Origin of the sequence: Winogradskyella ouciana (assembly GCF_965284585.1) — a bacterium.
In the GTDB taxonomy this organism is placed as follows: Bacteria; Bacteroidota; Bacteroidia; order Flavobacteriales; family Flavobacteriaceae; genus Winogradskyella; species Winogradskyella ouciana.
The window spans coordinates 986,320-1,008,237 of the sequence record NZ_OZ260095.1 but is presented as its reverse complement, the minus strand read 5'-3'; the positions used below and the strand labels follow the sequence as shown (position 1 = coordinate 1,008,237).

The 21,918-nt window shown below is 36.6% G+C and carries 18 protein-coding genes; 11 read left to right on the top strand and 7 right to left on the bottom strand.

All coding sequences use genetic code 11. The annotated features are described in order from the left end of the window. The first annotated feature begins 94 nt into the window (after nt 1-94). The gene (locus ACQ65V_RS04540) at nt 95-994 is read left to right on the top strand and encodes a helix-turn-helix domain-containing protein (protein WP_430467045.1); all 900 of its coding nucleotides are present in this window, start codon (nt 95-97) and stop codon (nt 992-994) included. Here ACQ65V_RS04540 and ACQ65V_RS04535 read toward each other — a convergent pair. Continuing rightward, nucleotides 991-4,512 carry a TraB/GumN family protein gene (locus ACQ65V_RS04535; protein WP_430467044.1) on the bottom strand — a complete coding sequence of 1,174 codons (3,522 nt, stop codon included), beginning with the start codon at nt 4,510-4,512 and terminating at the stop codon, nt 991-993. The two genes, ACQ65V_RS04540 and ACQ65V_RS04535, sit on opposite strands and share 4 nt — an antisense overlap. A 224-nt stretch (nt 4,513-4,736) precedes the next feature. Here ACQ65V_RS04535 and hemH point away from each other — a divergent pair, with 224 nt between their 5' ends. From hemH to ACQ65V_RS04500, 7 genes are all read left to right on the top strand, one after another. Then, on the top strand, nt 4,737-5,777 hold the full coding sequence (hemH, locus tag ACQ65V_RS04530; protein WP_273292629.1) for a ferrochelatase: 1,041 nt from the start codon (nt 4,737-4,739) through the stop codon (nt 5,775-5,777). Beyond that, complete coding sequence (locus ACQ65V_RS04525; RefSeq protein WP_430467043.1) at nt 5,777-7,132, top strand: MATE family efflux transporter; 1,356 nt, start codon at nt 5,777-5,779, stop codon at nt 7,130-7,132. The genes hemH and ACQ65V_RS04525 overlap by 1 nt, the downstream gene beginning before the upstream one ends. 47 nt (nt 7,133-7,179) lie before the next feature. Continuing rightward, entirely contained in the window at nt 7,180-10,284 is a 3,105-nt protein-coding gene (locus ACQ65V_RS04520; RefSeq protein ID WP_430467042.1) for a VPS10 domain-containing protein, read from the top strand. Between the two features lie 157 nt (nt 10,285-10,441). Further along, on the top strand, nt 10,442-10,990 hold the full coding sequence (locus ACQ65V_RS04515) for a CopD family protein (protein WP_430467041.1): 549 nt from the start codon (nt 10,442-10,444) through the stop codon (nt 10,988-10,990). A 71-nt stretch (nt 10,991-11,061) separates the two neighbouring features. Then, nucleotides 11,062-12,516 (top strand): ATP-binding protein, encoded by a 1,455-nt coding sequence (locus tag ACQ65V_RS04510; protein ID WP_430467040.1) that lies wholly within the window; start codon nt 11,062-11,064, stop codon nt 12,514-12,516. 52 nt (nt 12,517-12,568) lie between these two features. Next, nucleotides 12,569-13,351: an enoyl-CoA hydratase/isomerase family protein gene (locus ACQ65V_RS04505; RefSeq protein ID WP_430467039.1), complete on the top strand. Its 783-nt coding sequence runs from the start codon at nt 12,569-12,571 to the stop codon at nt 13,349-13,351. A gap of 61 nt (nt 13,352-13,412) precedes the next feature. Beyond that, nucleotides 13,413-14,486: a PA0069 family radical SAM protein gene (locus tag ACQ65V_RS04500; protein ID WP_430467038.1), complete on the top strand. Its 1,074-nt coding sequence runs from the start codon at nt 13,413-13,415 to the stop codon at nt 14,484-14,486. Nucleotides 14,487-14,551: 65 nt separating this feature from the next. Here ACQ65V_RS04500 and ACQ65V_RS04495 read toward each other — a convergent pair whose 3' ends face one another. Next, entirely contained in the window at nt 14,552-15,115 is a 564-nt protein-coding gene (locus ACQ65V_RS04495) for a hypothetical protein (protein ID WP_430467037.1), read from the bottom strand. Nucleotides 15,116-15,326: 211 nt separating this feature from the next. Here ACQ65V_RS04495 and ACQ65V_RS04490 point away from each other — a divergent pair, with 211 nt between their 5' ends. Beyond that, nucleotides 15,327-16,217: an AraC family transcriptional regulator gene (locus tag ACQ65V_RS04490; RefSeq protein ID WP_430467036.1), complete on the top strand. Its 891-nt coding sequence runs from the start codon at nt 15,327-15,329 to the stop codon at nt 16,215-16,217. 13 nt (nt 16,218-16,230) lie between these two features. Beyond that, nucleotides 16,231-16,404 (top strand): hypothetical protein, encoded by a 174-nt coding sequence (locus tag ACQ65V_RS04485; RefSeq protein WP_430467035.1) that lies wholly within the window; start codon nt 16,231-16,233, stop codon nt 16,402-16,404. A gap of 1 nt (nt 16,405) precedes the next feature. On the opposite strand, the gene ACQ65V_RS04480 is transcribed toward ACQ65V_RS04485, so the two are convergent. The 3 genes from ACQ65V_RS04480 to ACQ65V_RS04470 form a co-directional block, all read right to left on the bottom strand. Then, a complete protein-coding gene (locus ACQ65V_RS04480; RefSeq protein WP_430467034.1) occupies nt 16,406-17,062 on the bottom strand; it encodes an HD domain-containing protein in 657 nt (218 codons plus the stop codon). Beyond that, a complete protein-coding gene (locus ACQ65V_RS04475; RefSeq protein ID WP_430467033.1) occupies nt 17,059-17,796 on the bottom strand; it encodes a lysophospholipid acyltransferase family protein in 738 nt (245 codons plus the stop codon). The genes ACQ65V_RS04480 and ACQ65V_RS04475 overlap by 4 nt, the downstream gene beginning before the upstream one ends. Before the next feature lie 170 nt (nt 17,797-17,966). Continuing rightward, a complete protein-coding gene (locus ACQ65V_RS04470; RefSeq protein WP_155087969.1) occupies nt 17,967-18,377 on the bottom strand; it encodes a BrxA/BrxB family bacilliredoxin in 411 nt (136 codons plus the stop codon). 177 nt (nt 18,378-18,554) lie between these two features. Here ACQ65V_RS04470 and ACQ65V_RS04465 point away from each other — a divergent pair, with 177 nt between their 5' ends. Then, a complete protein-coding gene (locus ACQ65V_RS04465) occupies nt 18,555-19,343 on the top strand; it encodes a TerB family tellurite resistance protein (protein ID WP_430467032.1) in 789 nt (262 codons plus the stop codon). 105 nt (nt 19,344-19,448) lie between these two features. Here ACQ65V_RS04465 and ACQ65V_RS04460 read toward each other — a convergent pair whose 3' ends face one another. After that, complete coding sequence (locus ACQ65V_RS04460) at nt 19,449-20,609, bottom strand: metal ABC transporter permease (protein ID WP_430467031.1); 1,161 nt, start codon at nt 20,607-20,609, stop codon at nt 19,449-19,451. Further along, complete coding sequence (locus ACQ65V_RS04455; RefSeq protein ID WP_430468614.1) at nt 20,602-21,729, bottom strand: iron chelate uptake ABC transporter family permease subunit; 1,128 nt, start codon at nt 21,727-21,729, stop codon at nt 20,602-20,604. Before ACQ65V_RS04455 ends, ACQ65V_RS04460 begins: the two co-directional genes overlap by 8 nt. Nucleotides 21,730-21,918: the final 189 nt, after the last annotated feature.

Here is a 21,918-nt window from a genome sequence, read left to right as displayed (position 1 = left end):
TGTTTTTTACTAAAACATGATTTTTATCATACTTTTACAGTAAAATTAGGGGTTTTTCAGCTCTTTGTTTAGAACGAATCTAAATAACAATAAAATGAATTTAGAAAAATCGACTTCAAAAAGTATCGCTAGAGGTACTTTTGATGAAACGTTTATAGAAGATGGCTTTTTTGTCTTAACATATAAGAATGAGGACAATGCGGTTCAAATTCTTGAAAGAGAAATTGATAGCAGCTACCTTCAGTTTCATTTTTGTACAAAAGGCAAGGCAGACTTTGTTTTTAACAATGGTAATTACACGCTAAACATTACTGAAGACATGTCTTTATTGCTTTATAATCCGCAACGCGATTTACCCATTCATTTAGAATTGCAACCACAGTCTTGGTTAGTGTCTTTTGTGATTTCGATTAAAAAATTCCACGGTTTGTTTTCTAAGGATGCCAACTATATTACCTTTTTAACAGACGATAACAAGGATAAAAAATACTACACGGATGGTAAAATTTCACCATCAATGGCTGTGGTGCTCAACCAATTGATAAGTTTTGGTTTGCACGATTCCATAAAGCCACTTTATTTTAAAGGTAAGGTTTATGAGCTGTTGAGCCTCTACTTTAACCGCAACGAAGAAGCTGATATTGAGCAATGTCCGTTTTTGGTGGATGAGGAAAATGTAGCCAAACTTAAAAAAGCAAAGGATATCATCATCGCCAATATGGCTGAGCCTCCAACGCTACAAGAGCTTTCTGAAACCATAGGACTAAGCCTTAAAAAATTAAAAGAAGGCTTTAAGCAAATTTATGGCGATACGGTTTATGGCTTTCTGTTTGACTATAAAATGGAAGTGGCTCGCAAACTTTTAGAGTCTGATGATTACAATGTTAACGAAGTCGCGTTAAAAGTGGGCTACAGTACAGCAAGTCATTTTATTGCGGCATTTAAAAAGAAATTTGGGACTACACCCAAGAAGTATATACAGGCTACTAGTTAATAATCATAATACCCATTATAACCACCTCGAGAACTCGGAGTCACTCGTTTTCGGTCTTTATAAATGGCTAGGTTGATAATCTCTTCGTATTGTTCTTCTAATTCCTTGGTTTCATCAACGGTGGTACCATAATTTTGAGAAATACTATAGTAATCTACAACCAACTGTTTAGGGTCTTTAGGTTTTATAAAAGAAATGTAGTGTAGTACTTCAGACTTACCAGAATACTCGTCATCCTTATCTATTTTAAAGAAATACATTACGGCATCCTTACCTTTGTCTGTAACAAAATCGCGTTTTAAAAGAAAATTAATGGAGTCCTTTTCTTTCTCGTAATTAGAATGTGCCAGTAATTTGGATTTAGCAAATTGCTGTTGGCTAATATTAAGAGACTTTATCTTTTTGTGCAGTTTAGCCTCATCAAGCTTTTCTAAAAGCAGATATAGATTTTCCTCGTCTTCAATTAATTTTTCCTTAAGCTGATCTGGTATGTTTTCTTTGTTTTTTGATAACAATATATAGTATTTTACCAATGCTAATTTTTCATCAACGTTGAGCATCTTCTCAAAGAAATCTTGGGCAGTGCGCTCTTTTCTATACGGAAAAATAAGATTGATGTAAGTTGAAAGATCATCAGAATAAGAACCGTAACCATAACCGCTGTTACTCAAACTACGCTTTACCTCAATTTTACCATCATTAATCAGTTGATTCTTATATTTATTATAAGTTTTAGTCTTTATATAACCACTGTCTTTAACACGTGCCAACAAATCGTAAAGCGGTTGCTTGTATTCGCTTATAGTGCTGTACTGAAGTATTTTAGGGTACAACGAGGCTTTTAATTGTAATGAGTCTTTGCCATAATAGTTGTAGAAAATTCCGCCAATACCACCTAAAGGTAGATCGCGCTCCATTAGATCCATGGCCAGATCGTAATTTTCCTTTTTATTGGAATTGAATAAACCTTCTAAAATAGACGACTGTATTTGTGGATCTGAGTAGCTATCGTAATACAATTGCTTAATGAAATCTAAATTGTTTTTTAAGTCAATCTCAACAAGTTTTCCTACCAGATGAGACTTTATGTCCATTCGGTCTTTTTCAAACTCAAAATCCTTCAATACAGATACAATATCCTTGCTGTTATGTTTTTTAAATTTTACGAGACCATAAGATTCTAGGACAATACTGTCGTTTGCTCTTAAGGCTTCAAAAAACTGCTTGGTCTTGTCTTTAAGAACATCTTTTCCCATTAATGTGTCTATTGGCGTAAAGGAATCGTAGAATTCGGTTACAAACTTTGAAGGTCCGCTTATGGAATCGATTAAAGTTTTAAGCTGAAAAAGCACACCTTCCTTTAAAATATTCTTAACCATAACCTGCTTTGCACTTGCTGAATCGGTATAGGTGAAATTGTAATAATGAACATCTTCTAATTTAGATTTAGACCGATTAGCGATGTTAAATCTTTTTTCTGGCTTATAAAATCGAGTGCTGAAGTTTATGTTTCGCTCAAGGTCTTTCCAAAGGCTATCAACATTATGAAACATCTGCAAATCATGAAACTTCTGTCTCGATATTAAAATTTGTTCATTGGCCTTTGTAGAATATGTTGTCGATTTTGTTTTCTCTTCATAATCTTTTTCATCATTATTGTTGTAACTGCCATACCCATAAGGATTAGGTATTGGTGCTTTTGCATTTGTGTTTACTGAGAAATGTAACGAAGTGTCTACAACTTTCTCAAAACCTGTATAATTTGTTTTGTTGAACTTAAAAGATTTAAAAAAGCCGGTTTTTTCAGTTTCATTTGTGCCAACATAACCTAATAGATAGTAACTGCCATCTTTAACCACAGTTTTTAAGTGCAAGTTTTTACCAGAAGTAGAATCTAAAACTGCGCGAGATTCATAGGTTTTATATATACCTTTCTTAAAACCACCTTCAGCTTCTTTAAGCTTGTAGTTTTTATACAGTGCATGGTGAAAATATTTGGCCTCAAAACTATCTTCTTCAATATAGTCTAAATCGTGTAACGCTACTTCTTCAAGAAAATAGTAGGCATCATCTTTATAGCCTTCTAATAACTTCTTTCCGCTATTGCTCATATTACTTGTGATGTAATATTCTGGGAAATCAACACTGAATTTTTTGTTTGGCGACACAAAAACCTTACTTAAGCTTGAAGGCTTTTTGATAGTGATGGAGTTAAAAATTTTACCTTCATGATGTAATACAAAATCACTACGCCCAGCAAACTTTACAATGATTATTTCTAAGGGTGTTTGATAGATATGATACTTTTGAAACTCTCCCTTTTTGGTTTTATTTACAATACTTAAACCAAGATATGGTTCAGCCAATTCTTCTTTTTTAATGATGTCTCCAGGAATATCCTCGTACAATAAATCGTCTATGTCCTTAAGCGTGATATTGTCTTTCTCATTAGGCAAATACATAAAACGGCTAATTCTTGTAACGGTTAAATAAGCACCATTGGTCATATCTGGATCTAAATAATATTTTTGTCCAGCATAAGAAAACTCTCTTAGCTTGTCATAAGTATTAAGCCCTAAAAACCCATCAGGTGTTTTGTGCATTTTCAGCTCAGGAGCCACAAAGAGACTATCGAGTTTTGTTTTTTCTGCCTTGCTGAAATCGGTTTGCTCAGAGGTTAAGGCTTTTACCTTGTATCCTCTTTGGCGTAACATATTAATCATACCTTTATCACCAGGTAAATGAGCCGCACCAACACCTGCAAAAACGGATTTGGTTGGCATCAATTCTACCAAAGAGTTTACCATGTTTTCATTTCTAATAAACAGCATATTCTCTCGGTAGAATTTTGTATTGACTCCGGCACCAATAGAATCCAATAAATCGAGATTTCTATCGCGATATAAATTTTCTTGAATCAAATATGGATTCTCCTTGGCATATAGTTTTTGAATCCAAGGATCTAAATCTTTCTTGTTAGCGTTATACGCTGCTTTTGTAGTTAAATAGCGAGATTCTGCTAAATCTTCTAAGCCATAAATTTCCTTTCCATTTTTCTTTCCGGCTTGATAGATAAACATATCTAAATAGGTTTCCTCCTCAAAATTGTCAGATGCATTACTCTTTCTGTACAAATAAGCATTTACGGCACCATTATCCATTCTTACTGAAGCTCTAATGGCCATTTCCTCAGGATGGGTTAGTTTAAAAAGATTGGTGTAGAACTCGTTTTGGTAATTATTGTAAAACGCAATCTCATTTATCATCATGTCGTAGTTAAAACCTGGCCAAGTAATTGGGTCAGACTCTAAAGCAATACATTCGCTTTCATTTAAGGCTTTATAGAACACATCATCCAAGCGAAAGGCCACTTTTTTACTCACGTGCATCGTTCCATATAGGTACGATGGTTTTTCCAAATCATTACCAGTGATTTCCCAAAGTAAGCTCTGGTATTTCTGTTGGGCAAAGCATGTTATTGAAACTACAAATATTAGGGCTGTAAGAATTTTTTTCATTTTTAAAATTATAATCAGAATTCGTAAAGATATTTAAATCATTGAAATAGCCATAGTTCGTCCATAAAACTCGTTTAAAAACTCATATTATAGATGTTCTAGCTTTTAAATAGAACAAATAAATCACGAAAATATTTGATGATAGCTCAATAACTAATTCCTATTGGAGATAATCAGTTCTATTGCAATTAGAGTTGTATTTTTGCAATTGAAAAAGAAAATTTATGTCAAAAGGAATTCTTCTTGTTAATCTTGGTTCGCCAGACAGTCCAAAACCAAAGGACGTTAAAAAATACCTTGGCGAATTCTTAATGGACGAACGCGTTATTGACGTGCCACTTTGGGCACGAACGCTTTTAGTTAAAGGTATAATATTAAATACACGACCAAAAGCTTCGGCAGAAGCCTATCAAAAAATTTGGTGGGACGAAGGTTCTCCATTAATTGTTTTGTCCGAAAGGCTACAAGAAAAAGTACAGGGTAAAGTTGATTATCCTGTAGCGCTAGCCATGCGTTATGGAAGCATGACGCTGAAAAAAGGGATACAAGAATTAGTGGATAAAGGCTGTACGGAAATAAAAACTATTCCGCTCTATCCACAATTTGCCATGGCAACAACAGAAACGATTGACGTAAAAGTGGATGAATTGGTTGCTGAACATTTTCCGCAAGTTACAATTACAAGAACACCAGCCTTTTATAAGCGTGAAGATTACATCAATGTGCTTTCAAAAAGTATTGGTGAAATCCTTGAAGGTCTGGATTATGAGCATATACTTTTTAGTTATCACGGAGTTCCAGAACGCCACATCCGAAAAAGTGACATCACTAATGGCAACTGCAAAATGAACGGCAAATGCTGTTTTAAAATGGGCAGCAAACAACACGAATTCTGTTATCGTCATCAATGCGAAATTACAACAGTAAACGTGGCTAAAAAATTAGGATTAAAAAATGGAACCTATTCCACAACCTTCCAATCCAGGTTAGGTTTTGACCCGTGGTTAAAACCATACACAGACCGAACTATTGAAAGGATGGGCAAAGCAGGAACTAAAAAAATGGCCATCGTCACACCAGCATTTGTAAGCGATTGTCTTGAAACTTTGGAAGAAATCGCCATGGAAGGAGAAGAAATTTTCCATGAAGTAGGAGGAGAAGAATTCACAGTAATTCCTTGTCTAAATGACCGTGACGATTTCGCACAAGTGCTTACAAATATGATTGAAGAATGGGCAAGTTCAGATAAAACTGTACCAGCCTAATGGCAAAAGTATCCTCACAGGAACTGGGCAACAAATCGATTGGTAAACTTCTGATTCAACAGGCTGTACCAGCATCTATTGGGATTTTGGTCATGTCACTCAACATTCTAATCGATACAATTTTCGTCGGAAATTGGATTGGGCCAACAGCCATTGCGGCAATCAATGTGGTGCTTCCTGTGTCGTTTTTTATCGCGGCTTTGGGTATGTCTATTGGTGTTGGTGGGTCATCTATAATTTCACGAGCTTTGGGAGCTGACAATGAAAAAAAGGCACTCAAGACGTTTGGCAATCAGATTACCCTAACCATTTTTATAACTATTCTTTTTGTGATTTTCGGGTTGATTTATATCAACGACCTCATTCCAGCTTTTGGAGGAAAAGGAGACATCTTTGAGCCTGCAAAAATTTATTACAGAATTGTATTGTACGGTGTCCCGGTCTTGGCTCTTTGTATGATGGGGAATACGGTCATTCGAGCTGAAGGTAAACCGAAATTTGCCATGTACGCGATGATGTTTCCATCCGTTGGAAATTTGATTTTAGACTACCTTTTTATTAATGTTTTTGATTGGGGAATGACAGGCGCTGCGTGGGCAACAACAGGTTCGTACATTATGTGTTTTATATTTATTCTTTGGTTTTTTCTGTCGAAAAATTCAGAACTAAAAATCAATGTAAAACATTTTGGGTTGGATTTACCAATCGTCAAGGAAATAGGATCTTTAGGATTTGTGACGCTTTCAAGACAAGCCATCGTGAGCGTCACTTATTTATTAATGAATAATATTTTATTCGATTTAGGTGGAGAAACGTCAGTTACGGCTTATGCCATTGTCGGTAGAATGTTGATGTTTGCACTCTTTCCCGTTTACGGTATTACACAAGGGTTTTTACCGATTGCAGGCTTCAATTACGGAGCTTATAAATACGATAGAGTTAAGCAAACCATATATACTGCGATTAAATATGCCGCTTTGTTGGCTGGTATTGTGTTCATTTTTTTAATGGTATTTCCAGAAACCATTACAAGCGTATTTACACAAGACGCACAAGTATTGAAAGAAACACCACCAGCAATGCGTTGGGTGTTTGCCGCCACACCTATTATTGCGGTACAGTTGATTGGTGCCGCGTATTTTCAAGCCGTTGGGAAAGCCATTCCTGCATTACTATTAACATTGACACGACAAGGGTTTTTCTTTATTCCACTGATTTTAATTCTGCCAAACTTTTATGGCGAAATGGGTGTTTGGATGTCATTCCCAATTGCTGACGTGTTGGCAACAATAGTTACAGCTTATTTTTTACATCGTGAAGTGAAGTTAAATTTGAAACCAAAGACGACGGAATAATTTTAAATCCGTAATTTTAGAATTCAAAACTAACGATTCAAATAATTATGCGATTTTCAACCATCCTAGCAGTCGTTCTGCTGTCATTTTTAAGTCTAAACGTTCAATCTCAAAACTTTCAAGAAGCCGATTACGGTGCTTTAGAGTATCGTTTACTTGGTCCTTTTAGAGGTGGACGAAGTGCAGCCGTAACAGGCGTTCCCAACAAACCCAACTTGTTCTATTTTGGAGCCACTGGTGGAGGTATTTGGAAAACCACAAATGGCGGTCGCGAATGGGAGAATATTTCAGATGGGTTTTTTGGTGGAAGTATTGGAGCAATCACAGTTTCTAAAAGTGACCCGAATGTGATTTATGTTGGCGGAGGAGAAAAAACCGTTCGCGGAAACGTGTCGTCTGGTTATGGTATTTGGAAAAGTGTCGATGCAGGAAAAACCTGGACGGAATCTGGGTTAAAAAATTCCCGTCACGTACCACGAATTGCTGTACATCCGCAAAATCATAATATAGTGTATGCTGGAGTTTTAGGTAATATCTATAAACCAACCCAAGAACGCGGTGTCTATAAAAGTGTTGATGGTGGTAAAACTTGGAAAAAAGTCTTATTCGCCAACGACCATGCAGGTGTGGTTGACTTAATTATGGACCCAACTAACCCAAGAATTTTATATGCTTCAACTTGGCGTGTGCAACGTACACCTTACAGTTTAAGTTCTGGAGGCGAAGGTTCAGCCTTATGGAAAAGTACAGATAGTGGCGAAACGTGGACGGAGATTTCAACCAAAAAAGGATTTCCAGAAGGGATTTTAGGTATTATTGGAGTAACGGTTTCACCAGTGAACAATCAACGTGTTTGGGCAATTATTGAAAACAAAGATCAAGGAGGATTGTATCGAAGTGACGACGGTGGCGAAACTTGGAATCAAGTGAACGACGAACGTAAATTACGTCAACGAGCATGGTACTATACACGTGTTTATGCAGATACCGAAGACGTTGATAAAGTGTATGTTTTAAACGTGCGCTACCATAAAAGCACCGATGGCGGAAAAACTTTTAGTACGCACAATGCACCTCACGGAGACCATCACGATTTATGGATTGCACCAGAGAATCCAGATAGAATGATTATAGGAGATGATGGTGGAGCGCAAGTCACTTACGATGGTGGCGAAACGTGGAGCACGTATCACAATCAACCAACATCGCAATTTTATCGTGTGACAACGGATAATGCTTTTCCATATCGTATTTATGTGGCGCAGCAAGATAATTCGACTATTAGAATTCCGCATAGAACAGATGGTAGAGCCATCACCGAAGACGATTGGGAAAGTACAGCAGGAGGTGAGAGTGCACATATTGCCGTTGATCCAGAAAATAATGATATTGTTTATGGCGGAAGCTACGACGGATTCCTAACACGAGTAAACCACGAAACAGGAACAGTAAGAGCCATCAACGTGTGGCCAGACAATCCAATGGGTCATGGAGCTGAAGGTATGAAATATCGCTTTCAGTGGAATTTCCCGATTATATTTTCAAAACATAATCCAGATCGACTTTATACGTTTTCGCAACATGTCCATGTGACCGAAAATGAAGGGCAATCTTGGGAAATAATTAGTCCAGATTTAACCCGAAATGACCCAGAAAAATTGAAATCTTCTGGTGGGCCAATAACACAAGATAATACGTCGGTTGAATATTACTGTACTATTTTCGCCGCACAGGAATCTCCATTAAAGGAAGGTTTGCTTTGGGTTGGTAGTGACGATGGATTGATTCATGTGACACAAGATGGCGGAAAAACTTGGGATAACGTCACACCGAAGGGAATGCCAGAATGGATGATGATTAACAGCATTGAGCCAAGTGCATTTGATGAAGGGACTTGCTATGTTGCAGGAACAAAATATAAGACTGGAGACTTTGCACCATATTTATATAAAACGACCGATTTCGGTAAAACGTGGAAAAAAATTACGGATGGCATTAACGAAGAGCATTTTACAAGAGTACTTCGCGAAGACCCAAAACGTAAAGGGTTGCTATATGCTGGTACGGAAACAGGAATGTATATTTCATTTAACGATGGAAAAAACTGGAAACCGTTTCAATTAAATTTACCAATCGTACCAATTACAGATTTAACCATTAAAGACAATAACCTTATCGTTGCTACTCAAGGTCGAAGTCTTTGGATGATTGATGATTTAACCGTGATACATCAATTGTACGATGCGGATTTGAGCAAAACAACATTGTTCAAACCAAAAAACACATACAGAATGCGAGGTGGTAGCCGATCAGGAAGTAAGACAACAGGCACAAACCATCCAAATGGTGTGATAACCTATTTTAACTTGAAAGATTTTGATGAAGATGATAAAGTCTCTTTGACCTATTTCGATACCAAAGGCGACACTATTAAAACGTATTCAAATAAAGACAAGAAAAACATGCTCAAGGTTGAAAAAGGTGCAAATAAATTCGTTTGGGACATGACCTACGATGGAGCAGAGCGACTGCCAGGTATGATTTTGTGGTGGGCAAGTTTAGAAGGGCCAAGAGCTATTCCTGGCGAATACAAAGTTTCTCTTAAAGTTGAAGATTCTGTGCCTTCAAACTCATTTGAGGTGACTAAGCCCTTTACAATTGTTGCAGACCCAAGAGCAGAAAGCACCTTGTCAGATATGCAAAAGCAATTCGATTTTATAAAGGATGTAAATAAAACGATGGATGATGCGCACAAATCCATAAAGAAAATTAGAAATATCAATAAACAATTAGGCGCATTTCAAAAGCAATATAAAGATGATGACAATGTAAAAGACTTGGTAGAAAAGGCTAAAAAATTGGAGGAGGAATTGTCAAATATCGAAAAAGAACTCTATCAAACCAAAAACCGAAGTGGCCAAGACCCATTAAATTTCCCAATTAAATTAACCAACAAATTAGGGCATTTAAATTCATTGGTGAGCATGGGAGATTTCCCACCAACGGAACAAGATATTGCTGTAAAAAATGAGTTAACGGCTAAGATTGAGAAGCAATTAAATGCATTCAATACCATTTTGAGTGATGAGGTTAAAGCTTTTAATGAAGCCTTTAATAATAAGAATCTCAATTATTTGTTTGTTGAGGATTAACAAAAAACATCAATATATTCGTCATCGCGAGCCTGCCTGTCGACAGACACGGAAGAATGACGAAGCAATCTCATGAAGTTTAGTTTTTAAATCAAGAGATTACTTCAAAATAAATTTCTCGTAATGACGATTTCATTTTAACACTATATTTTCAGAATTGGAATACTACAACTACATAAAATCCCTACATCTAATCTTCGTCATCACGTGGTTTGCAGGTTTGTTTTACATCCCTAGGTTATTCGTATATCAAATTGAAGCCTTTCACAAACCATCTCCAGAAAAGGAAATCTTGGGCAAACAACTCAAGTTAATGGCAAAGCGATTATGGTTAATCATTACATGGCCTTCAGCAATTTTAGCAACTATTTTCGCCATTTGGCTATTGATATTAATACCTAGTTGGTTAGAGCAAGGCTGGATGCACGTAAAACTAACGTTTGTACTTCTACTTTTTATTTATCACTATAAAACGCATCTCTATTACAAGCAACTTCAAAGAGATGAGGTCAAAGTCACATCTAACTTTATGCGTATTTGGAATGAAGGAGCAACATTTATTTTATTTGCGGTTGTCTTTTTAGTGATATTAAAAAATGCCTTCAACTGGATTTTTGGAGTTATAGGAATTGTTGTTTTGGGTATTCTTCTTATGCTGGGCTTTAAACTTTATAAACGCATACGTGATAAAAACCCGAATGCTTAGTTGGCTTGATTATTGCTATATTTAAACTCAAAATTAAGAATTAACAGTTACCCTTTTTTAAGGGCACTTTGATGAAAATAAAACGCCTCTCCTTAAGAGCAAGAATATTTGTAGCCATGATACTTTTAGTATTGTTGGCTTCTGTTCTTATTGCCGCTGTTACCATTTATCAATATCACGAAGAGGCTCAAGATTACCACAGAGAGAGGCTTGAACGTAAAGAGAAAGCCATTAGGCAAAGTATAGATTTTGCAATCAGGGAAACCACATGGGAAGTAAAAACAGAGAACATTCCCTTAATTTTTAAGGAAGAAATCTTTGATATTGATGCCATTCATAATCTTCAAATTAACCTTTACGATTTAGAGGGAGAGTTGTTGATAAGTTCCAAAAGAACAATACAACGAGATACAACCGAAACTTGTTTGGATGCAGAAGTGCTCAATGCATTATCCAACACGGTAGAACATCGCCATGTGATAAAGAAAGAGGAAAACGGACAAACATTTCAGTCGTCCTACTCTTACATTACAGATGAAAAATTTAAGAATCTCGCTATTTTAAATTTACCGTATTTAGAGAATGACGATTTTCTGAATAAAGAGCTAAAGGAGTTTTTAGGTCGCTTAAGCTATGCCTATTTGGCCATGATATTAGCGGCTATTGTATTTGCATATTTCATTTCAAAATACATCACAAAATCACTTAAGAACATAAGTGAAAAGATGAATGAAATCCGTCTCGAAAAGCGGAATAAGAAAATACAAATAGAATCTTCTAGCGAAGAAATTGAAACCTTGGTGAATTCATACAACAGTATGATTGATGAGCTTGAAGCCAGTGCAGTAAAATTAGCTACCAGTGAACGTGAGCAAGCTTGGCGTGAAATGGCAAAACAAGTAGCCCATGAGATTAAAAATCCGCTAACACCAATGCGTTTGAGCGTTCAGAGTTTTCAGCGAAAATTCAATCCTGAAGATGAAAACATTCATCAAAAAGTTGAGGAATATAGCAATACTTTGATTCAGCAGATAGATACGATGAGTTCCATAGCTTCTGCGTTTTCAAACTTTGCAAAAATGCCAGCACAAAAAAGTGAAGTCCTCAATGTAGTACATATCGTAAAACTGGCACTCGACATTTTTAACGAACACTACATTACGTTTAAAGCTGAAGAAGAAGAAATTATCGCCAAGTTCGATAGAACCCAGCTGATACGAGTGGTTACCAACTTGGTAAAAAATGGAATTCAGGCGATACCAGAAGACGCAGAAAAGCCAAAAATAGAAGTTAAAGTTTTTAGCGAAGAGAATTCAGTTAAAATAACAGTAGAAGATAATGGCTTGGGAATTTCAGAAGAGAATAAAACCAAGGTCTTTGAACCTAAATTCACCACCAAAAGTAGCGGAATGGGATTGGGATTGGCTATGGTAAAAAACATTGTAGAAACTTATAACGGAAGTATTACCTTTGTATCTCAACAAGGAATTGGCACAACTTTTACGGTTACGTTTCCGAAGGAATAAATAAGCTTGTCATTCTGAACTTATTTCTGAATCTTTTAATAATCAACTATCAATGAACTACGAAAACATACTATCTGAATACAATAATGGAATTACAACCATTACTATTAACCGACCTAAAAAGTTAAATGCATTAAACAAGGATACCATCCAAGAGTTGCACGATGCTTTTGAAGACGCTGATAATGATAGTGACACCAAAGTTATTATTGTTACTGGAAGCGGTGATAAGGCATTTGTAGCTGGAGCTGATATCAGTGAATTTGCACATTTCAGCGTTGAAGAAGGTGGAAAGTTAGCAGCTCAAGGTCAAGCGTTATTGTTCAATTTTGTTGAAAACCTAAGCACACCAGTGATTGCTGCCGTCAACGGATTTGCACTTGGTGGTGGATTAGAATTGGCCATGGCCTGTCATTTTAGGGTCGCAAGCAACAATGCCAAAATGGGCTTACCAGAGACCTCTCTTGGAGTCATTCCTGGTTATGGTGGCACTCAACGCTTACCACAATTAGTGGGTAAAGGCAGAGCTATGGAAATGGTAATGACGGCGGGCATGATAGATGCCACACAAGCCTCTCACTATGGGTTGGTAAACCATGTAACAGAACTTGAAGAGCTGTTACCATTTTGTGAAAAGATAGCAGATAAAATAATGCGAAATTCTTCCGTTGCCATTGCCGAAGCCATTAGAGCTATTAATGCCAATTATAAAGATGGTGTCAACGGTTTTGATGTAGAAATTGAAGCTTTTGGTAATTGTTTCGGGACAGAAGATTTTACTGAAGGTACTACAGCGTTTTTGGAAAAACGTAAGGCTGATTTTCCTGGCAAGTAACCCTTTCATAAAACTACAAACGGTAGCAATACGTTAAAGCATTACTCAATATTTTTGTGTAATGAAGACCAAATCTACTTTATCTGGTCGTGGCGCCCAGCGCAATGTCCACAACCGTTTTTTCGTATTATCACACGAGATGCGTGATGATTTCTTGGAGTTCTGCGAAAAAGAAGGTGAAATAGCGGACAAAAACAAGACACTTTATCTAAACGTATTTCCCAAAACCATAGTCAATAAAGTCACTAGTCCAGATGTTGGTATGGCTTATTCCATGAATATGTACCAAGGCTGTGAGCATGGTTGTATTTATTGCTATGCTCGCAATAGCCATGAGTTTTGGGGTTACAGCACAGGCTTGGATTTTGAGCGTCGCATTTTAGTAAAAAAAACAGCTCCCAACCTTTTAGAAGCTCACCTTAAAAAGAAAAACTGGAAAGCACACCCAATAGTGATGTCTGGCAATACGGATTGTTATCAACCCGCTGAAAAGAAATTTGAACTCACCCGACAATGTCTAGAAGTGTTTCTAAAGTACAAACACCCAACAGCAATAATAACAAAGAATGCTTTGATCCTTCGGGATTTGGATTTGCTTAAAGCATTAGCTAAAGATAATTTGATTTCAGTCAACGTGTCCATTACCTCCTTATCAGAAGAGACCAGACGCATTTTAGAACCAAGAACGGCAACGATTAAAAGACGACTTCAGGTTGTAAAAGCGTTAAGTGATAATGGCATTCCTGTAAATGTGATGCTGGCGCCTATAATTCCATCGATAAATAGTCATGAAATTTTATCCATGGCAAAAGCAGTTTCAGAGGCTGGAGCCCTCAGTATTGCACATACCATTGTAAGGTTAAACGGAGCTATTGGTGAGATTTTCACCGATTGGATTAAAAAAACACTACCAGATAGGGCAGATAAAGTATTACATCAAATCGAAAATTGCCATGGCGGAACCTTAAACGAAAGTAGATATGGAGTGAGAATGCGTGGAGAAGGCAACATAGCTAAGCAAATCAATGATTTGGTGAAATTAGCTAGACTTAAATATTTTAAAGATAAAGGTATGCCAAGGCTTAACACAGATTTGCACGAGCAATATAAAGTAGGACAGATGAAACTGTTTTAAATAAAAAAGTGGGCTAACTAGGCCCACTTTATCAGTAAATAATTAACTAATATATAAACAACAATTTATATTCTAAACCTCTTGATGTAAACCCTATCGTTAGTTCTTACAATTGCTGTATAATCACCACGATTAGTTTCATCTAATTTATAAACCCTATTTAAGATATCTTCTTCCTGTCCATCAACACTTTCGTTGTAGATCAACTCATCTTCGTAATAAAGTTCCACTTCCATTTCCTTTGTGTCTAAAGCAATTTTAGAAATGATAATTTTACTGTTTTCTGTTCTAAAAACCGGTTTGAAGATTTTCTCTTGAGAGTCCGTTAACAAGGTTACTTCCTTGTTTTTTACATTTAAATTCATAATTTCAATCTCAAAGTCTTTACTGATCTCAACAGTGTAAACACCATCATTTAATTGACTGAAATCAAAAAGTCTTATAAGGTTCCCGTTATAGTTAATACGTCCTTGGTAGATGACTTCACCAGATGAATCAGTTACAGATATACTGTCTCCTTCATTTATAAATTTAAATGTAGGTAGGGTTCTTAATGTTTCGCTTGCGTAGCCTGTGTATGTTCCAAACATCACTGCTACTACTAAAATACTTTTAATAAGTGTTTTCATTGTTTTCAATTTTTTGGGGTTAAACTAAATTAACACTACAAAGGTATGTTGCATCTTAAGCTTAGAAAACAAGGATTTTGGCACATTTATGTTCTAAATTAACCTTATATTCGATATTTGAATTTATATGGGTTAAAATAACACACATTATTGGTAATTGAACATAGGTTTTATGTCTTAACATCAGCTAAATTTGTTTAAGCACTTGATTATGACAGTGAATAACACGAAACGTAAACCGACATTAGAAAAGATAAGTCCAGAGTTTGGAAGTTCTATTTTAATTAGAAAACATAATGTTGATGCATATGCTGGAGAAGTGAAGCCTTTTTGGCACTTTCACCCAGAAATTGAATTAGTTTACGTTAACAAAGGAAAGGGTAAGCGTCATATAGGAAACCACTTGTCTTATTTTAACAATAGTCAGTTGTTACTTATTGGGTCTAATCTCCCACATAACGGTTTTACGGATCGTCTTACAGTTAATGGTAGCGAAACGATTGTACAGTTTAGACCCGAATTTCTAGGTGAGTATTTCTTTAATATTCCAGAGATGGAAGGCATTAATAATCTATTCGAACGTGCTAAAAGCGGCATCTTATTTGGCGTAAAAACAAAGAAAAAAATTGGTAAGAAAATAGAAAAACTATCAGAAAAAGAGGGTTTTAAAAAAATATTGGTGCTCCTCGAAATATTGCATGGTTTGGCAAAGTCAGAAGATTATACGATACTAAATGCTGATGGTTATGCGTTTGAAACAGAACCACAAGATAGTGCCAAGATTGATATTGTCTTTAAGCATGTCAATCAAAATTTTCAAGAGCATATTAGTTTAGAAGAGATTGCAGATAAGGTAAGTATGACGGTGCCTGCGTTTTGCCGTTATTTTAAAAAAGTTACTGGAAAAACATTTACTAAGCTAGTCAATGAATACCGTGTTGTACATGCTACCAAACTGCTTTCAGAGAGCCAAATGAGTATTACAGATGTTTGTTATGAGTGTGGATTTAACAACTTTTCGCATTTTAATAAGCTATTTAAAGAATTTACAGGGAAGAGTGCTTCAAAATACCGAAGCGAATTAAAATTAATGGTGCAATAGCAATAAGAACGTAATGGACACAAAGATTGATATAGCTATAGAATATTACACTAAAAAAGGGCAAAGCATTCTAAATAGTGTAAATGCAAATTCAAATCTTACGGCAGATGAACTTATTAGATATGGTGAAGAAATGGCTGTTATTGAGTATAAACTGACAGCACTTGAGATAGCCAAGGAAAACTAAGTTACTTGTTACCTTCCCATTCGTCATAAAACTGTTTCAAAAAGCCTTCCATATATTTATGCCGATCTGCGGCAATTCGCCTCCCAGTTTTGGTGTTCATCTGCTCTTTCAACAATAACAGCTTTTCATAAAAATGATTTATGGTTGGCGCTTTTGTAGCCTTATACTCGGCCTTGGTCATGTTTAGGTTTGGTTTTATTTCTGGGTCATAGAGTGGTCTGTTTTTAAACCCTCCATAATTAAAACAGCGCGCAATGCCAACAGCACCAATAGCGTCTAATCGGTCTGCATCTTGTACCACTTCCATTTCCTTTGAGGTAAAAGAGGTGTTTAAATCAAAGGAATTTTTAAAGGACATGTTTTCAATAATCTTGGTGACATGCTCAATGACTTCGCTATCCACATTTTGTTCTAAGAGAAATTTGCTTGCTTTTCTTGGCCCAATGGTTTCATCACCATCATTGAATTTTGGATCGGCAATATCATGAAGTAATGCCGCCAATGAAACTACAGTTAAGTCAACATTTTCATGTTTAGCAATCCGTAACGTATTCTTATAAACACGCTCAATATGAAACCAATCGTGGCCACCTTCAGCATGTTTTAATTGTTCCTTTACAAAGGCTTTTGTGGCTTCTATGAGTTTATCATTGGTCATGCGTCGATACTACTTTTTACTTGAGCTTCAATAAGGCTTATCAACTCAATTTTGTCTTCATAATGATTAGCTTGTAAAGGCTTATGAACCCTAAATGTGATATGTGCACCAATTCCCATTGGGAATTTCCCATAGCGCAGGGTTTTCCATGAGTTGTTGATAGTTATCGGTACCACTAATGCGTTTGGTACATGCTTTACCATGGTTAACAATCCTTTGGTTTTAAAAGGTTTTGGATGACCATTTCTACTTCTGGTACCTTCAGGAAAAATAACAGCAGCCCAATTGTTTTTTTGTACGCGTTCGGCAAACGCTTCAATGGCTTTAATGGATTCAACAGGTTTTTTCCTATCGATTAAAACCGATCCACCATGACGTAAATTATAGGACACACTTGGAATGCCCTTACCCAATTCTTTTTTACTGATAAATTTTACATGGTGCTTCCTGAAATACCATATTAAAGGCGGAATGTCATACATGCTCTGATGGTTGGCAACCAAGATTAGAGGAATTCCTTTTTCAATGTTATAAGGATTGGTAAAAGAGAAGGTCGTGCCTAAAACGTTAAGGCACCTCATGATGAAAAACTGCAGCCAGTCCACACTGATTTTATGGGCTTGGTAACCAAATACATTTTTACAAAACCATTGTATTGGGTGAAATACTACCAAAGTTAGCCCAAAGCAGATGAAATAAAGCACTGTAAGAGGGTAAGCCAGCAATTTTGTCATAATACAAAAGTAAATCAATGAGGTAGATGCACAAAAAAACCACGAATTAATTCGTGGTTTAAATATTTAAAAAATGAATCGCCATTGCGAACACAGTGAAGCAATCTTTTTAATTTATAGATAAAATTTAGCGAGATTGCTGCGTCATTCACCTTTGAAATGACATGAAATTAACAATGCTCATTATAAGCATCCATAAGATTTTCTGAAATTAATTCTGCAGGACGACCTTCAATATGGTGACGCTCTAACATATGAACCAATTCTCCGTCTTTAAACAAGGCCATACTAGGTGAACTTGGTGGAAAAGGAATCATATATTCTCTTGCTTTGTCCGTGGCATCTTTATCAACACCTGCAAAAACAGTCACTAAGTGATCTGGGCGTTTTGCGTTCTGTAAACTCATACGAGCACCAGGTCTTGCGTTAGCTGCTGCGCAACCGCAAACCGAATTCACCACTACCAAAGTTGTTCCTTCTTTTGCCAAAGCCTCATCTACAGCCTCTGTTGTATGTAATTCTTCAAAACCTACGTTGGTTAAATCTTCACGCATTGGTTTTACTAATTCTGCTGGATACATATTTCAATTTTTTATTAAACTAATTTTGAACTGCAAAGATACGGAAAAAAGTAAGCAGTATTCAGTATTTAGTGAGCAGTATCAATCATACTATCTTAATTTTCAATGGTAACAAACGGGAAAAATAATCTACTAACAAGTATTATATTTGAATTTTAATAAATAACGAGAGAATACATGAGTTTTGCAAAATGGATAGGAGGTGCCATAGGCTGGTCATTTGGTGGGCCAATTGGTGCTATAATTGGCTTGGCAATAGGAAGTTTTGTTGATAATTTAGCTGGAAACGGAACTCCACTGCTAGGTGAGCAACAAACAGGAAGGCAAAGACGGGACCCTTATAGTCAACGACGAACACAAACCAGAACTAGTCGTCCACAAACACAATCTGGTGATTTTGAAGTGAGTTTGCTGATTTTAGCCTCAGTTGTGATAAAAGCGGATGGCAAACAAGATCAACGTGAGCTGGATTACGTACGTCAGCAGTTTAGAAATATGTACGGTACGGAACGTGCCAACCACGCCTTTAAGTTGTTTAAGGGTATAACAAAACAAAATATTTCCACACATAAGGTTTGTACTCAAATACGTCAAATGATGGATCATCCATCACGTTTGCAGCTGCTTCATTTTTTATTCGGGATTGCTAAAGCAGATGGCCACGTAACGGAAGACGAAATGCGACAAATCTATACCATTTCTGGGTATTTAGGCATAAGCAACAAGGATTTTGAAAGTATAAAAGCGATGTTTTATAATAGCACCAACAATGCTTATAAAATTTTAGAAATTAACAAATCGGTTTCTGATGATGAGGTAAAACGTGCTTACCGCAAAATGGCAAAGAAATACCATCCAGATCGAGTTGGGCACTTAGGTAAGGAGCATCAAGAAGGAGCAGAGGAGAAGTTTAGGCAAGTGCAGGAAGCTTATGAACATATACAGAAGGAACGTGGGTTTAAATAGGTTTCAGTAAGCAGTAAGCAGTAAGCAGTAAGCAGTAAGCAGTAAGCAGTAAACAGTCTGTGAAAAGCAAAATCAAAAATTGTAATTCGTAAATCAAAAATTGATTTACCCTCTAAACAAAAAGAAATCATCTTTCATGTCTTCAATTTGGGCATCTTCATTGGTGATGATATAGTCGATGGCTTTAGAGGTAAATTCATCGCCTTTTTCGGTTAGGGATACAATCTTATTGTTAATAGTAATCATATTATTTTTCTGTGCTAAGTCTAATACACTTTTGGAGCGCACTTTTTGCCAATTGATATGCTCGTTGAGATGTTTTACATGACGCTCAGAGATTTCATCATGGTTTTTTAAATGCAATAAAAAGGTGATAAGCGATACTTCTCTACGCTGTTGTTTTTCTCTATACATCACCGCTATAATACCTTTTGTTGGTGCAAATAAATAGACCAATAGAAAGACAAGCCCTAGCACTGTGGTTATGGAACCAGAAATGGATGCATCAAGCCAATGTGCTACCCAATAGCCTAAAATGGCACTAAAAATCCCAAAGCCAATAGAAAGTCCAAGCATTTTCTTTAAATCCGTCGTTAAAAGATAAGCCGCTGCAGCAGGTGCAATCATAAGGGCAACGACTAAAATAGCACCAACAGCATCAAAAGCACCAACGGTTGTTACGGACGACACCGACATTAAACCATAGTGAATAATGGCTGGCGAAAATCCGAGAGATGCGGCTAAACCTTTGTCAAACGTGCTGACTTTTAATTCCTTAAAAAAGGTAAATAGTAAGGTTATGGTGATAAATAGAATTGTCCCGACAATCCAAAGTGATTTTGGACCTACATCAGTGCCAGCAATAAGTAGCCTATCAAAAGGAGCAAAAGCCAGTTCACCCAATAAAACGGCATCAACATCCAAGTGAACGTCGTTGGCGTTTTTGGCAATCATAATCACACCAATACTAAACAATGCAGGAAATACCAAACCAATAGCTGTGTCTTCCTTTACCAATCCTGTTTTCTGAATATACTCTACTAAAATTACGGTGATAATTCCCGTTAGTGCTGCTAAAAGGATGAGTAAAGGCGAGTTTAAATCATGAGTTATGAAAAAGCCTATAACGATACCTGGTAAGATGGAATGGCTTATGGCATCGCTTATCATTGCCATTTTTCTGAGCACCAAAAATGTTCCTGGTATGGCACAGGCCACAGCAACCAAACTTGCAATCAACTGTATTTCAAACTGTGCGCTACTCATCGTTTTCGTTTTGTTGGTTGTATAAATTTGAAGCTGTTTCAAACCCTTTTTCAGTGAGACTCCACATATTGCCCTGTAGTTCTACATAACCTTTATCCACCAATTTCTGTAAAGTGCCTTTGGTGTAACCTTGAAAGTTGTTCAAAATAATAATAGCATGTGGATGCGAAATATCCTCGTGCGTTGCAGCAATGTTATGCATAAATGCCAATGTTTTGTGTAATTCTAAATCACGACGGTTTTTAATAAACCTGATCTGTTTAAACAACAATCCTCGACTAGGTGAAAAAACAAAAGAAATAATAACAAAAACCGCTGCTACCAAGACAATGACAGGTCCAGTGGATAAATTATTCTGACTGGCACTAATCGCAGTACCAAATACTCCTGAAAATGCTCCAAAGAGCGCAGCCAAAAACACCATAACCGACAATTTGTTGGTCCATTGCCTTGCTGCTGCAGCTGGTGCCAAAAGCATGGCACTCATTAAAACAACTCCAACAGTTTGTAAGCCTAAAACAATAGCTAAAACAATAAAGCTGGTGATTAGTATATCAATGGTTTTGGTATTGAAGCCAAGTGTTTTGGTATAGTCTGCATCAAAGAGCAGTATCTTGAATTCTTTCCAAAAGGTGAGCATAATGATTAAACAGATTCCTGTGACGATTGCCATTAGCCATACATCACTTTCAACTAAGGTTGCTGCTTGTCCAAAAAGGTATTTATCCAATCCGGCTTGATTGGCATTGGGCTGTTTTTGAATAAAGGTCAACAGCAACATCCCGAAGCCAAAGAACAAGGATAAAATCAGACCTAAAGCCGTATCAGATTTTAAATGGGTTTTTGTGACAATGCCTCGAATCCAAAAGGTGCCAATAAGACCACTGACCAATGCTCCGAGCAATAAAGTATTACTGTCTTTTGCACCTGTAATTAAAAAAGCAATAGCAATACCTGGCAAAGCAGCGTGCGAAATCGCATCTCCGAGTAAACTCTGTTTTCTGAGCACGGCGAAACTGCCTAACATTCCGGTTACCGCACCGAGTATGGCAGTACCAAGAGTTATGGTTCTGAGTGTGTAGTCTGTGAAGACGAGTTCTATGTATTCTGTTAAGTCTATAATTTTCTTTTATTTGCCATTGCGAAGCTGGTTTTTAATCAGCTGCGGCAATCTGTTTCTTTTTTTCTTTTGTTCATTTTGTCTTGATACAAAACGAACCAAAAAATCACGATCAAAATTAGGAAATTGCTAAAGCACCATTTACTTTCAGAACTTCGTGCTTAAGGCTACGCCTTGCATCTTCGTTCT

What these genes read in the sequence shown, in the direction of transcription:
- ACQ65V_RS04540 (WP_430467045.1), top strand. Translation starts at nt 95, where the DNA reads ATGAATTTAGAAAAATCGACTTCAAAAAGTATCGCTAGAGGTACTTTT.
- ACQ65V_RS04535 (WP_430467044.1), bottom strand. Translation starts at nt 4,512, where the DNA reads ATGAAAAAAATTCTTACAGCCCTAATATTTGTAGTTTCAATAACATGC.
- hemH (WP_273292629.1), top strand. Translation starts at nt 4,737, where the DNA reads ATGTCAAAAGGAATTCTTCTTGTTAATCTTGGTTCGCCAGACAGTCCA.
- ACQ65V_RS04525 (WP_430467043.1), top strand. Translation starts at nt 5,777, where the DNA reads ATGGCAAAAGTATCCTCACAGGAACTGGGCAACAAATCGATTGGTAAA.
- ACQ65V_RS04520 (WP_430467042.1), top strand. Translation starts at nt 7,180, where the DNA reads ATGCGATTTTCAACCATCCTAGCAGTCGTTCTGCTGTCATTTTTAAGT.
- ACQ65V_RS04510 (WP_430467040.1), top strand. Translation starts at nt 11,062, where the DNA reads ATGAAAATAAAACGCCTCTCCTTAAGAGCAAGAATATTTGTAGCCATG.
- ACQ65V_RS04505 (WP_430467039.1), top strand. Translation starts at nt 12,569, where the DNA reads ATGAACTACGAAAACATACTATCTGAATACAATAATGGAATTACAACC.
- ACQ65V_RS04500 (WP_430467038.1), top strand. Translation starts at nt 13,413, where the DNA reads ATGAAGACCAAATCTACTTTATCTGGTCGTGGCGCCCAGCGCAATGTC.
- ACQ65V_RS04495 (WP_430467037.1), bottom strand. Translation starts at nt 15,115, where the DNA reads ATGAAAACACTTATTAAAAGTATTTTAGTAGTAGCAGTGATGTTTGGA.
- ACQ65V_RS04490 (WP_430467036.1), top strand. Translation starts at nt 15,327, where the DNA reads ATGACAGTGAATAACACGAAACGTAAACCGACATTAGAAAAGATAAGT.
- ACQ65V_RS04485 (WP_430467035.1), top strand. Translation starts at nt 16,231, where the DNA reads ATGGACACAAAGATTGATATAGCTATAGAATATTACACTAAAAAAGGG.
- ACQ65V_RS04480 (WP_430467034.1), bottom strand. Translation starts at nt 17,062, where the DNA reads ATGACCAATGATAAACTCATAGAAGCCACAAAAGCCTTTGTAAAGGAA.
- ACQ65V_RS04475 (WP_430467033.1), bottom strand. Translation starts at nt 17,796, where the DNA reads ATGACAAAATTGCTGGCTTACCCTCTTACAGTGCTTTATTTCATCTGC.
- ACQ65V_RS04470 (WP_155087969.1), bottom strand. Translation starts at nt 18,377, where the DNA reads ATGTATCCAGCAGAATTAGTAAAACCAATGCGTGAAGATTTAACCAAC.
- ACQ65V_RS04465 (WP_430467032.1), top strand. Translation starts at nt 18,555, where the DNA reads ATGAGTTTTGCAAAATGGATAGGAGGTGCCATAGGCTGGTCATTTGGT.
- ACQ65V_RS04460 (WP_430467031.1), bottom strand. Translation starts at nt 20,609, where the DNA reads ATGAGTAGCGCACAGTTTGAAATACAGTTGATTGCAAGTTTGGTTGCT.